Origin of the sequence: Aquimarina pacifica (assembly GCF_000520955.1) — a bacterium.
In the GTDB taxonomy this organism is placed as follows: Bacteria; Bacteroidota; Bacteroidia; order Flavobacteriales; family Flavobacteriaceae; genus Aquimarina; species Aquimarina pacifica.
On record NZ_JACC01000032.1, the window covers coordinates 1 to 14877 of the forward strand.

General features: G+C 34.2%; 7 protein-coding genes. All 7 read right to left on the bottom strand.

The annotated features are described in order from the left end of the window. A partial coding sequence (locus tag DZ60_RS23190; RefSeq protein ID WP_034229856.1) for a PKD domain-containing protein occupies positions 1–4659 on the bottom strand: 4659 nt, incomplete at its 3' end. 144 nt (positions 4660–4803) lie between these two features. After that, positions 4804–7053, bottom strand: a complete 2250-nt coding sequence (locus DZ60_RS23195) for an OmpA family protein (RefSeq protein WP_025742932.1) — start codon at positions 7051–7053, stop codon at positions 4804–4806. Positions 7054–7081: 28 nt separating this feature from the next. Beyond that, on the bottom strand, positions 7082–8035 hold the full coding sequence (locus DZ60_RS0115385; RefSeq protein WP_025742933.1) for a PorP/SprF family type IX secretion system membrane protein: 954 nt from the start codon (positions 8033–8035) through the stop codon (positions 7082–7084). 59 nt (positions 8036–8094) lie between these two features. Next, positions 8095–10866 (bottom strand): BspA family leucine-rich repeat surface protein, encoded by a 2772-nt coding sequence (locus DZ60_RS24340; RefSeq protein ID WP_025742934.1) that lies wholly within the window; start codon positions 10864–10866, stop codon positions 8095–8097. A 630-nt stretch (positions 10867–11496) separates the two neighbouring features. Continuing rightward, positions 11497–12426: an AraC family transcriptional regulator gene (locus tag DZ60_RS0115395; RefSeq protein ID WP_025742935.1), complete on the bottom strand. Its 930-nt coding sequence runs from the start codon at positions 12424–12426 to the stop codon at positions 11497–11499. A gap of 399 nt (positions 12427–12825) precedes the next feature. Then, positions 12826–13200, bottom strand: coding sequence for a CPCC family cysteine-rich protein (locus DZ60_RS23205; RefSeq protein ID WP_025742936.1), 375 nt, complete (start codon positions 13198–13200; stop codon positions 12826–12828). Between the two features lie 223 nt (positions 13201–13423). Then, positions 13424–14545 carry a protein kinase family protein gene (locus DZ60_RS0115405; protein WP_025742937.1) on the bottom strand — a complete coding sequence of 374 codons (1122 nt, stop codon included), beginning with the start codon at positions 14543–14545 and terminating at the stop codon, positions 13424–13426. Positions 14546–14877 lie beyond the last annotated feature (332 nt).

Genomic DNA, 14877 nt, shown 5'->3' on the forward strand with positions numbered 1-14877 from the left:
AACTGAATCAACATCACAGGTTAATATTCTGTCTACCGATGCACTTACTTCGGAAGGTGCTGTATCTTCTTCAACTTCAATACTTGTTTCACTTGTACAACCCGAAACGGTAGTGACTTCTAATGTATATATCCCAGATTCAGAGACCGTAATATCTTGAGTGGTGGCAGTAAAATCATCTGGACCCACCCATGCATAACTAACTTCAGCAATAGAAGAAGTTCCTGTAATGGTAACCGAATCAACATCACAAGTTAATATTCCGTCTACCGATGCGCTTACTTCAATAGCACTTTCTTCAAAACTTGTTATTTTAATAGTATCAAAATAGTAATATTCCGCAGAACCCGTAGTGAGGGATTTTATAATGACTTGTAGACTATTACCATTAATGGAATTTACAGAAACATTAGTATAGCTTGCGCTGTTACTATTTATTTCTCCTATATTTTCATTAAAAAGAACTTCTGAACCATCATCTAGTACATAATATAATCTTAAATAGTCCATATCGATTCCCTGATCTTCTAAAGGACCTTCACTTCGCACGTCCACTGAAATCTCTATATCATCAACTCCTTCAATATTAATAACCTCTGATATCCAAACTCCTTCGCACCCTGCACCTATAGCATTCACAAAAAAACTATTATTTAGAGTCTCGAAAAAACCTGAACCATTATTATCGCTATCCCAAGCAGTTTCACCATTATCCTGAGTTATACCGTCTTCAAGATCCTGAAAATCTTCTAACCAAAGTATAGATTCTGTTTCTATAGCAGAAGTTACGGTTATAGATTTTGAATTGGTACAGCCATTAGAAAGATCTGTTACGGTCAATGTATAGATCCCTGCTTCAGTTGCAGATGGATTTTGCTCTATACTGCTAAAACCATTAGGGCCAATCCAGCTATAGCTTACATTTGAAGAAGAACTTCCGAATAAGTCAACAGAAGAAACGGAACAATCTAAGGCACCACTTACGGCAACATCTACATTGGGTGGAGTTATATCTTCTTCTACAATAACTATAGCAGCACCAGAACAACCAGTTTCGGTTGTAACTGTTAGTGTATATTCTCCGGCTTCACTAATAGTAATATCCTTTGTAGACGCTTCAAAATTATTAGGACCTGTCCATACGTATGTTCCATTATCAACAGAAGAATCTCCCAGCAACGTAACCGTATTGGTTGCGCAGGTAAGAACACCATCAACCGAAGCTGATACTTCTATAGCACTTTCTCCAAAACCAAGAACTTGTATATTATCAAAATAATAAAACTCATCATTGGCAGTTGCTCTAGCCCTAACTATTATCTGAAGATTGCTCCCTACAAGATTAGACACCGCGACTTGTGTAGGCGAAGTACTATGATTATTAATAGCTCCTAACTTTTCATCAAATAATATTTCTTGACCATCATCAATTATGTAGTAAAATCGAATATAATCTAACTTATCACCGCTATCATTCATTAGTGCACCATCTAATGTCATACTTCGTACATCTATTAAAAGACTTGTATTCGTTGTATTCGAAATATCTATCGATTGGGAGATCCAAATTGCCTCCCCGACCAATCCAATATTGCTGACTACAAACTCATTGTCAATCACATAAAACAAATCTGAAGAATCTGCATCAACAGACCAGGCTGTAGCACCAGTATCAACGTTCGTTCCGTCTGATGCATCATTAAAGTTCTCTTGCCAAATATTGATTTCTGAATCTCCTGAAAAAGTTACAGTTATTGATTCTGAATTTGTACAGCCATTTGATGGATCTGTAACAGTAAGTGTATATAAACCTGCAAGACTAACTGATGGGTTTTGATCCGTTGTACTAAAACCATCGGGACCCATCCAATAATAAGTTACATCAGGAGTAGTAGAATTTCCTAGTAGTTCTACTAAAGATGAAGAACAACCTAATTCTCCATCTATTGATGTACTTACATTAGGTATCGTTATATTTTCTTCAACTTCGACAGTGGTTGAACCTACGCACCCTCCACTTGTTGATACTTCTACCACATAAATACCCGCTTGGGTAACTGTAATATTCTGTGCTGTAGCTGTAAAATTAGTAGGACCTGTCCATAAATATGTAACATTGTCTACTGATACATCTGTTGTAATAGTTACAGAACTATGATCACAAGTAAGAATTCCGTCCGCGGTTGCAGAAATATCAATATTAGAATTGTCATTAGATGAAACACTTATATTATCAATATAATAATATTCATCAGAAGCTGTTGTAGTAGATCGTATCAAAATTTGCAGGGTTTGACCTTCTAGAGAACCTAGTGAAACAGTAGTGTAACTATTACTATTATTATTGATCTCTCCTATACTTTCATTGAAAAGTATTTCTGATCCATTATCGAGTTTGTAATATAATCTCAAATAATCTGTAGACGTACCTTCTTCTTCGAGTCCTCCTGCACTACGAATATCAATAGAAATTCCTATATCATTAATTCCGTCAATATCTATAATCTCTGATGTCCAAATTCCTTCGCACCCTGCTCCTATGGCATTTATAAAAAAACTATTATTTAGAGTCTCAAAAAAACCTGAGCCATTATTGTCACTAGACCATGCAGTAGTACCATTGTCTTCGACAACACCGTCATCGAGATCCTGAAAATCTTCTAACCAAATGCTTGTTTGTATACCTCCATCTACGACTACATTTACAGAGGTAGAATTTGTACATCCATTTGATGGATCTGTTACGGTTACGTAATACGTACCTGAAGTGTCTACCTCAGGATTTTGTAATGTACTTGTATAGCTATTAGGTCCTGTCCAATTATAAAAAACACCTGAGGTACTCGAATTCGCCACTAACTGAACTAAATTCTGTGAACACCCTAACTGACCGTTTACGGATGCATCTACATCAGGAACGGTTACATCGGCTATCACTTCTATAGTAATTGAACTAGAGCACCCGGAACTGGCTAGTGCCTGTAATGTATAAATCCCCGCCTCATACACTGTTACATTCTGGCCATTCTCTGAGAAATCATTGGGACCTGTCCACAAGTAGGTTATATTGGTTTGAGATGATGAGCCGGAAAGAATCACCGAATCATTATCACAGGTAATAATACCATCTACAGATGCACTAACATCAATAGTATCTTCATTAGTAGTGCCATACACCCGTACATTATCTAAAAAATAAGATTCATCTTCATACGTGCTAGCAGAACGCGCTAAAATTTGAACAGTAGCTCCATTGAGTGCATTAATGGACACATTTGTAGGTATTGCGCTATTGCCATTAATCTCGCCTAAATTTTCATTGAAAAGTATTTCTGACCCATTATCTAATTTATAGTACAATCTCAAATAATCTGTTGTTTCTAATAATCCAGCGCTGCACACATCTACCGAAATGTTTACATCGCTGATATTTTCTATATCAATAATTTCTGAAATCCAGACTGCTTCATAACCTGAACCAATATTATTCATTACGAAAACATTACTAAAGACTTGAGCTGAGCCTGAACCCGGGTTTTCTGATGACCACGCTGTACTTCCATTATCTTGCGTAGTGCCATCAGCTAAATTATCAAAATTTTCGAGCCAAATTGTTGTCTCTACTCCTTCTCCTGAAGTTACAGTAACAGCTGTAGTATTTGTACATCCATTTGATGGGTTGGTAACAGTAACAAAATAAGTTCCTATAGCCGTTACTATCGGATTCTGTGAAGTACTTGTAAAATTACCTGGACCTGTCCAAACATAAGAAGCATTCGTGATATTTGAGGTTGCACCAATGACAACGGAGTCCCCACATCCTAGATCACCGCCTGTTGCACTTATATTAGGTCCAGTTTTATCTTCGGTAACTGTTACAGATGCAGAACCGACCCCTGCAGAACTAGTCACTGTTACCGTATACGTTCCGGCAACTGAAACCTCGGGATTTTGTTCTGTGGACACAAAAGAATCGGGACCTGTCCAACTATAAGAAGCATCACTCTCATCAGAATTAGACAGTAAATTAACAGAAGAATTTATGCATGTTAAAACACCACCATCTTCTACCGAAGCGGTAACATCGATATCAGCAGTACAAGGTCCTTCTTCTTTAAAAACCTGAAACTCTTCGATGTAATATTTTGAAGACTGAGAAGACCCATTATCGTAATTGTAGAATTTAACAATAATTTGTACGTTATCACCATTAAGTAAGGGAGATATAAAATCAATGGTCCCAAAATTACCTGTTCGTTCATCTAATAATATTTCTGGACCTCCGTCAAGTTTATAATAAATTTTGGCGTATTCAGTAGCATTCATATTTCCTTCAGAATGGATCTTTACCGATACCTGAAAGTCTTGATATCCTTGAGCTGAAAAAACGTTGGAATACCAAATTCCTTCTCCGCCAAGATTTTCGGCATGTACTCTATTCGATTTAATGGCAAAAAAAAGTGCATTTGGCACATCACTCCTATCCAGATACCATCCGGTTTCGCCAGAACCTGAGGTTGCTCCTTCTGAAAATCCCCCAAAATTGCCCACAAGAATCGGACAATCGGGACTTGCAAAAAGCTGCGCAGAAAATAGAAGAAAAATGAATATTCCTCTTAGAGGTTTATACAATAAAAGTTTAGGGTAAAAATCAATCATGGGTTGGTTTATTAAGTTTTTAAGAGTATTCAATATCCATATCCACCTAAAATCTAGCATCAAATGCGTTTAAGGTTTCGTAAATAATATTTTTAAGTATCAAATAAAACATATGGATTAGGGGGCTATTATGAGTATTATTATTTAATCAATTATAATAAATTCGCATCTTCGGTTACGTTCATGTTCTTCTTCTGGACAATCCGTATTATTATCACAATTATTGACGAGTTTTCTTTCGCCATAAGCTTTACCTCTTAGTCTTCGCCAATTAATATTTCCATTTTTTTCTATATAACTAATTGCAGATCTCATTCTATCTACACTTAACTTTTTATTATACCAATAACTGGATCTACTATCTGCATGTCCATGAACACCCATCTTCATTGTTGGGTAAAAACTCATTATTTCTATTACTTTATTTAACCCTATTTCTGATTTTTGTCTTAATTCTCTGGAGTCTAAATCAAAGTGAATTGGCATGGGCACCACCATCATTAAATTTAACTTCTTTTCTAGTTTTACGGTACCTCTTTGTACACCTTCATAACGTAACTTGCTACTTGGGATGCCTTGATTCTTCATATAATTATAAACTGATTCTGCTCGGCTTTGAGCCATTCTCAGATCACCATTATAATCATCAGTATATACTTTGATCTCGGCACTCACTCTTGAGTAACGCTTCATCAAGACAACGATTCGTTCTAATTTCACTGTCGATCTATATGTAAGAGCATCAGAAAATTCGATAAAATGAGAAGGATCGACAATCATCTCAAACCTGAATGCATTCTCTAATCCATCCATAAATGCTTCCTCTGTTTCTACTAAATCTTCATCTACTGCTTGTATAAGTTCTTCCTTATCTTTTTCTAATTGAATCCTCTTAAAATAGGTGTCTGAAAACTCTGTTTTATCGATTGTATGTTCATAGGGGATATATCCATCTTTACGCACCTTTATAGTATGCGCATTTTTTAATTCCTCAGAGGAAAAACTAAAGGCTCCATCTTCTTTGACGACTTGTGTATCTATTAAAAGCTCTTGTTCATCGTAGATAGATACTATGGCCCCTTCGATTGGTGTTAAATCTTCTTTATCATTAATTTCTCCAACAATTTTATTGATATCAAAACTTTTGATATCTAATAGCTCCTCAAAACGATATACATCATCACCTCCTTCTCCTCCTTCTCTGTTCGAGGAAAAGTATCCTTTTTTGGATTTCGCATTAATGATAAAGGCAAAATCATCTCGTGAACTATTCACGGGTTTCCCTACATTGATTACTTCGTTTGAATCTTCATTTAAGTTGATCATAAAAACATCCAACCCTCCTAATCCCTGATGACCATCAGAAGAAAAGTATAATTCATTATCTTCACTTAAAAACGGAAAAGTATCCTTGCCTAATGTATTAATCTTCCTCCCTAAGTTAATGGGTGCTCCAAAACTACCATCATCATAAACCGTCATCGAATAAATATCTGACTCACCAAATCCACCCGGCATATCAGAAGAAAAATACAGGACCGATCCATCAGGACTCATCGCTGGGTGTGCTGCAGAATAGTTCTCATCACCAAAAGATAGCTTTTCAGGAATTGACCACTGCCCTTCTGCATTTTTAGAAGATTGATAAATATGCAATATATTCATCCGATCTTTATTTTTTTTATTGCTATTTCTTGTAAAATACATGGTGTTTCCGTCCTTGCTAAAAGCAGGAGTTGACTCATGAAATTTTGTGTTTAATTCTTCTGCAAAAGGTGTTGGATCAGAAAGTTCTCCTGTTTCCTGATCAATAGAAGCTTTATATAAAACCAAAAAAGATTCCTCTGTCCATTTGTGTATTTTTTTATTGAATAATAATGTATCCCGTGAAGAACTAAAAACCAGAAAATCATCATAAATAGTCGAACCAAAATCCGTAAAAGGAGAGTTGATTGCTACGTTTTCGATTGTATATCTTCCGGATTGATAATCTATACGTTTCAAATAATCTTTATTGGCCTCATCTGATACTAAAAACTCCTGCATATATACATCTGATCCTTCGTAATCCCCAATCGATTTTAGAGATTGAGCATATCTAAATGTATCCTCAGCTAAGATCTCATCTGGGTAAGATTCTATCAGTTCTTTATACCATTTTGAAGCCTCTTCTAATTGTCCGTTTAAATAATAGCTATCTGCTAAATTCTTAAACACTTTTGGGCTTTCATATCCTGTTTTCAATATTTTAAGATATGTTTCCTGAGCACTGACATATTGATAGTTACTAAATTGTTCATCTGCAATATCTAATATTTTCTGTTGGGCCATGCCAGATAAACCAAAGAAGAATATGATACTAATAACAAGTACTATATGTATATTTTTATTCATCTATTTATATATTGGTTTGTGATGTGGTTTAGAAAAACCTTGGGGTTAACAATCTACTATACACTCTTTTTAGTTCGAAGCGCAGAATAACCTCATATGTTCCTTTATTGTATCTGGTACTACCTAATTCGGTAATTTCTTTATCGTATGAAAATCCGATCATTAGTGCTTCTGATATTTGAAATCCCGCCAAAGCGCTCAGGGCTTCGCTGTATCTATATGATGCTCCTATTGTGAAAGTATCATAAAACATAAAATTAGCTGATAGATCTACCTGTATTGGGCTCCCCATAACATACTTCGCTAATATTGCTGGTTTAAACTTTATGAGTGGTTTCAATTCAAAAACATGACCCGCAATCAAATAATAGTTAATACGCTCTTGAGCCAACACACTCGTTTGCAAACTATTAACCGTGATTGATTCTTCATCAAAATGATTGGTCTCTAAGACATTAGGAACACTTAACCCTGCATAAAAACGATCTGTTCTAAAATAAAGACCTGCTCCAATACTTGGATTAAAATTGCCAGTAATATCTTGTTCGGTTAAGGCATCATTTTCATTGAATTTTCTAAGTGATATGATATCTACATTCAACAAGTTTCCGCCTCCACTAACACCAAAACTTAGTTTTCCTTTTTTAGAGACAGGAACTGTATAGGATGCGCTTACGCTAAAATTAGTTTCATTAGCCGGACCTGCCTTATCATTTATGATAGAAAGTCCCAATCCTAATTTATTTTTTTCATTAATGGGTGAATGTACAGAAAGTGTCTGAGTGCTAGGAGCTCCATCTAGTCCTAACCACTGACTTCTGTGCAATCCCATCATACTCAGAACCCCTCTACTGCCAGTATATGCTGGATTAACAACAACGGTATTATACATATATTGGGTATACTGACTATCCTGCTGGCCAAAACTGAAGAGAGGGAATAATAAAGGAATAATAAAAATTAATAGTACTATTTTTTTCATAAAGATAGGGGGGTATGGTAGGTTTATTATGAAGATTTATTGTGTATACGTGTACGTCATCAATTCAGGTATAAATACCCTGACTTAAAGCTTACATCTCCGATTGCTTTTTCGTATTGTAGCGTAAAATAATACGTTCCGGTTGGTAGAATTTCATTTTCTCCTTTTGCAATTCCTGAGAAGAATGGAACACCTGTATTTTCGTAGCTAGTTGCTTCAAAAACCTTTGCTCCCCAACGGTTATAAATAATCAACGTATTATCAGGAAACCTATGCAACCCTACAATTCGAAACTCATCATTTAGACCGTCTCCATTTGGGGTAATAATTTCGTAGATAATGAGCTCATCCTCCCCTAAAAGTTGGGTAATCGTCGGATCCTCGCCATCCCCATCATCATCATCATCAATGTTAGTCGCATCATTAGGATCATCAGAAAAATCTATAATTTCAATACCTTCTTCATTCTGTCCTGTTACAAAAGCTTGATTTACCACAGTACGACTCAAAATATCGTCTTCTGTTATCATATAGGTGCCAGTAAACGTTGTAGTATCTCTCTCACCAGTGTCTAGATCTATGGGATTTCCTTCTAAAACAATCCCTGGTAATGGATCTGAAATAGAAATATTTACGATGTCTTCATCTCCTGTATTTTCTATAATAAACTCGTATGCAACCTGATCTCCTATGTTTAATACCCCATCATTATTTGCATCTATGTAAGTACCAATTTTCGAAAGAGATAGGTTTGGAACCGGCATCTCATCATCTTGTATCGTAGCTGTTGCAAAATTAGCGGTTGTATTTTCACTTCCTATACTCAAGCCCGAAATCGTAGCGATAATAGTCTCATCAGGTTCTAACTCTGTATCGTCTAACACAGGGACTGTTATCATCGTTGTACTATCTCCTACATCAATTGTAAAATCTATAACATTGATATAATCAGTGCCGTTCGTTGCAGTACCCGATAGTGTTATCAAACCTGTAATTGGTGTCCCTGTCGTATTACTTAATCCATTATCTATAGTAATCGTAAAAACTGCATCTGATGTACCTTCTACTGCATCAGAGTTCAAGGTTATTGAATACCTCAAATTAGCACCATCATCGTCTGTAATTATTGCAGTACTGGTATTATTGCTAGTATTTATACTTCCTATACTCGGAGAAGAAATTGTTGCTATAATCGTTTCTGGGGGCTCAACCTCTGTATCATTTAGTACAGGAACTGTTATTACTGAACTATTAGTACCAGAAATAATACTAAAGTCGGTAACATTGGTATAGTCATTACCGGTTGTTGCCGTACCTGTTAACGTAAGTGTTCCAGTAATATCTGCACTACTAATATTATTTAATCCATCGTCTATAGTAATTGTAAAAACTGCATCTGACGAACCCTCTAAAGCATCAGAAGTAGTACTTATAGAATATGTAAATATGGTTGCACAACTGAAGCTATCTCCTGTTATAATCCATGAATTTGGTGCATTCGTTAAAATTGCTCTTTCTGTCGGACTCAAACAATATGTCAACCCGTCTGCTCCGAGAAAAACTCCCATTTGTAATGTTTGGGCTGACCACCCCATTAAGGTTACATCATAATTATAGGTAGACAAGCCACTATTTGACAAGGCACCAAACATAGACAATACATTGCCCATATCCCAGCTACCCAGATCTTGATTAAAGGAAGATGCGGTAGAAAATATAAAATCCATAAAATTTACAGATCCGGTATCCCAACCACCAATATCTTGATTAAATCCAGAATTTCCGGAGAACATACTACTCATATCATCAACTAATCCGGTTTCCCAGCCACCGATATCTTGATTAAAGTTATCAGCATTTGCGAACATAAACGACATATCTGTAACTGCATCAGTATCCCAATTACCTATATCTTGATTAAACACTGCGGCATCAAAAAACATAAACGACATATTCTCTACCAAGATAGTATCCCAGTTTCCGATATCTTGATTAAAAGATGTTGCACCAGAAAACATGACACTCATATCAGTTACTGAACTCGTAATCCAACTACCTATATCTTGATTAAATGTAGAAGCACCAACAAACATTGATGACATATCCGACACCATTACTGTACTCCAACCTCCTATATCTTGGTTAAAAGACGAGGCGCCATTAAACATAGAAGACATATCCGTTACAGAACTTGTAACCCAAGAAGTAATATCTCCGTTAAATGAGGTTGCATTTTGAAAAGCAGCACTCATATTGGTAATAGAAGATACTGCCCAGCCAGAAAGGTCGGCATTTACCGAAGTTGCACCATTAAACAGATTCTCTAGAGAAGTCATCCCCGATAAATCCGGAACATCCGTAGCATTAATCTGAAGATTAATGGCATCGAAAAAATTGAGCTCCGATACTGCCAAATTACCCCATGCTTCCACAGAAAGTAGATTTGTAGCACTCGTGGGAATAGACTCCAGGTTAAACCTTTCGAACAATCCACTGATACTAACCGTATATACTCCTGGTAAAAGATAGGTATGTTGATGACCCGGCGTAGTCACATTATTTTCTATGGTACCATCCCCCCAATTTATGGTAAAATTGTACTCAGATATAAGCCCACTGTTGGGTATAACAATGGTTTCATTTGCACTTGTTGTCTCCCAAGTGGTTATGAAGTCTTGTGCATTCATTGTTAAATTCATTAACAATAAAACACCTACAATTAGTTTAATTCTTCCTCGAAATCGAAAAATATTTTCGGTTTCGCTATTAGTTAAAGAATTGTTAAAATAATTGGTTCGGTTTTTAGGTTTTAAGAGTAATACTTTTCTCATATTTTAATAATTATTAATAAAGAAGTAGTATTTCACCGTTAAAAGTATATTTTAATCGATTTACTTCCTAATAATATTTCGACTTCTTGTTACTTTTCATTCTATTTTAACTTTTATTTTAGACTTCGCTAAAAAAAATCGAGGCTTATATTTCTTACAACTATTTTTAAACCGATTTTTTTTAACATTACGTTAACTAAAATACTGTCTTCATTTCAAAAAAAATGAAAATGATTTAGATAAAATTTTATAAATTAATTAACAAATTAGACCTATTTTGTTTAACCGAAGAGTTGTTCATCTGGTTGCAAAAAAATGACTTGGTGAGAACTAAGAATATATAAACTATACGTACTAACTAGTACATATTCAAAATTCTGTTTGTTGAGAGGCTATAAAACTAAATAAGCCAGACTATTTAGGGTCTTTTACGAAATGACTAACAATTTTGACACTGGTTATATTACTTTTTTTGCGGTATTCATGATTTACCATTAATTAAGATAAAGAAATATAGTAATTGAACTATACTTAGAGATTTTTCTTCGTTCACATAAGAGCATCTATCTATAAACACGTGGTACTTTAAGATGCTCTTTATGGCTAAGAACATCGTGTTATAATATCTTGTTAAACGACAGGGATGCACATATCCACAATACATTTATTTTGAGGATGTTGTCTAAAATCATTGTGATAGATTTCAAATGGATTCTCTGCTCTTTTTTTATATCCGTTTTCATTCATCCATATAAATAATCCGCTCCAAGATTTTTCGAAATCCTCAGGTACTATTTCAAAACGCCCTACAATATAAGTGCCTTTTTTAATAGTAACTGCTGTGATTTCATTTTCAACTTCAAAAACCTCATTTGTAAGAACACAGATACTCATACGTACTTTTTCTGGTTCTGTTATTTTAAAACTATCATGAAAAACTCTACCCATTTTTGTTTCTGGATTTTCAAAAAGTCTATTTTTATTTGCCCAGACAAGTAATTTCTCAAAGGCATGTTCAACTCCATCAACCCCAATTTGAGTACTACTTGCGCCTTTTAATTCGGTTAGGTCTTTCACTTCAATATTCGCATTCATTTTTGTCCAATTTTTAAGGTTATTAATAGTGCAAATATATTTTTCGTAGCTCGGGTACTCTTGACCATTCTTGCTTTTTAATTGGTAAATTTTACTGAACTTGTTTGGGTTAAGTTTTCTAAATTCTGTAGGACTGACTCCATAATACTTCTTGAAGGTTCTGGTAAATGTAGCATTGTCATTAAAACCATATGTCTGGAATATTTCGGTTATGGATGCTTTTTTATGAAGTAAGTCTGCAGCAGCTTTTTCAACTCTACGTCGGGTAATATAGGCGTTGAGCGTTTCTTGCGTAATTACCTTAAATATTCTATGAAAATGAAAAGGTGAATAAAAAGCTACCTCTGCAATGGTATTTAGTGACAAATCCCTATCCAGATGATCATCGATGTATTGAAAAACTCGATCGATGCTGTGTTGATGCACAACTGGTGTTTGTTTGTTTTTAGGGTTTTCTTTTTTCAACCGACGTTTAAAATTAGGAAATAATTTTTCTTGTATTGTTCCTTATAAAAGTAAGCATTCAGATCAAAACCGCAAATACAAAAAGTAGCAGTATCGATATCTGCTATATTAAACCTGTTTTATGCAGTAGAAATCTATTACATCCCAAAACTACTGCAAACACTATTACAAACACCACAGTAAAAACTACTGCTACGCTACATTTTTTGTAGCCACAATAGCGGTGCTATGCAGAAAATAAGAAAATGTCAGTGTTTATGGCAATTTTGAGCCTCAAAACGAAGTCATACGGTATAAGGCGGATTAAAGTAACTTATGAAACTCATCTGCAAGATGAATCTCTAGATCCTTTATAACCTCTGTATCTGTGTCTCCTTTCATGAACATTTCGAATACGTGCTATTCATTTAGTATTTCTCTACTTTTATATTCGTAATTCTCTCTTTCTTTTGTAGGGATTGTATTTTTTATCATTGATTCGTCACAAGCTCCAAATTCATTAAAGTTTATTCTCGCTTCTCTCAAACTAATTCCTTTATTAGGACCTGAACCAACATCAGGTTTATCAATATCTAGCCCATCATCTTCCCAAAAGCAGATGGGACAAATCAAATAATTCCCTCTTTCTGGTAAAGAAATATAGTCACAACAAGGACATTGTTCTCTAGGAGTAGAGTCCTCAGGTTCATACCATTTCCATTGTCTTTTTTTTCTTATATAGATCAAAATTGACAATATTAAAACTGCTCCAATTATTATTAAAATTAATTTCATTCCTTATTGAAGATAACGGACTTGTGTATGAAACGTAGCGTGTAAAAAGACACTACTTTTCGGATTAACACAGAGCTGAATTTTTATATTTCGGTTTTAATTTTTCTCTTTTTAAAAGCCAAATTAAAAATTTGGCGGACTTTCTAAATATACATAAACCTTTCGTTTTCACACTTATTAGCTGTGTTTTATACACCGTGTTGGGTGCAGTTTTTATTTTTTCTTAAAATGGTAAATCATCTTCTAGACTTGGGTCGTGTCTTTCGATTTTATCAAGTCGTTGCCACAAATTGTTTAAAATCACTTTTTGTCTTTCTTTAGATGAAGAAATTAAGAATTTCGAAAAATCATAAACAGTATCAACTTTTATTTCTCTGTTTTTCCAATATCTAAAATTACCTTTTATGAAGCACCTTGCAAGTCTATTTTGGTTTTGAATGTTATCTTCTAAAATAGAATTCCTATGAACTTCCTGAACTTCTCTTATTATTTCTGAAATGTCAGTTATGTAATTAGCGTCAATATCAATATTACTAAAAACACTTTCCAATCCGTCTGCGAAATTTTGATAAGTTTTCTTTTCTTCTTTTGTGAATGTTATTTCACTAGTCAATTCAGAAATCATTTTTCTATTTAGGTCGAAAAAGGAAGGTGTCCTTTTGAGATAATCTATATTAACCATATCTTTCAATAAGTCCTTATATCTGAAATTTTGAAAGTCATTTTCTTTTATAATCTCTTCGAAAAGTTTTCCTAGAAAATATAATTCTGTTCTAAAATCATACTTTTTTTCTTGAAAATCATTAGGTGGTGAATATCGCCAATTCAAAGAAATACTTTTATCAAAGTCTGATTCAAAATCTATTTTTTTACTAAATCCAAAATCTATTATTTTGACAATTCCTTCTTTGGAAATAAGAATATTATCAGGACGAATATCTCTATGAAGAATATTCGATTTTTCTAAATGAACAAATCCATTAATCGTTTGCCTAAAAGTATCATTTAATTTATCAGGATTATCTTTTAAGAAATTGGAAATGTTTTGTCCTTTAATGAATTCCATTAGAATATATCCAGTATGTTCTTCGGGATATAGATAGTAATTAAAAACTCGGACAATATTTTTGTGATTTAGAAGATGAAGTAGTTTAATTTCATCTTTGAAATTGTTGAAGAATAATTTTTTGTGTTCTTCATAAAAAGGCGAGTATTTTTTACAAACAAAGCGTTCGTTAATTATTTCATCTTCAAGAAGTACAGTTCTTCCTGTTCCACCTTGTCCAATTTCTTCTATGAACTTGAAGTCTTTACTTCTTATGAATTGAATAATCTTACCTTTCATTATTTTTGTTCGAATTGCACCCAACAATATTATATAAACACCAAGATAACTATATTCATTAATATCTGGATATATAGTTACCTTATTAACTATATCCTTGGAGTATAAATGTAATAATCCCCAACAAAAAAGCCAGACAATTTTGTCTGGCTTTGGTAAATAAGCTAATAATAAATCCGATGTTTACATCTGAAAATCTATTCAAAATTGAAAATCATTAAGGCTCTGCATGACATCAGAACCATTTTATTTTTCACTTAATGATATTGATTATCCTAAATAAGGCATCGTAAGGTTAAAAAAGAATACTACGTACACCTATTCAGATATAC

What these genes read in the sequence shown, in the direction of transcription:
- DZ60_RS23195 (WP_025742932.1), bottom strand. Translation starts at nt 7,053, where the DNA reads ATGAATAAAAATATACATATAGTACTTGTTATTAGTATCATATTCTTC.
- DZ60_RS0115385 (WP_025742933.1), bottom strand. Translation starts at nt 8,035, where the DNA reads ATGAAAAAAATAGTACTATTAATTTTTATTATTCCTTTATTATTCCCT.
- DZ60_RS24340 (WP_025742934.1), bottom strand. Translation starts at nt 10,866, where the DNA reads ATGAGAAAAGTATTACTCTTAAAACCTAAAAACCGAACCAATTATTTT.
- DZ60_RS23205 (WP_025742936.1), bottom strand. Translation starts at nt 13,200, where the DNA reads ATGAAATTAATTTTAATAATAATTGGAGCAGTTTTAATATTGTCAATT.
- DZ60_RS0115405 (WP_025742937.1), bottom strand. Translation starts at nt 14,545, where the DNA reads ATGAAAGGTAAGATTATTCAATTCATAAGAAGTAAAGACTTCAAGTTC.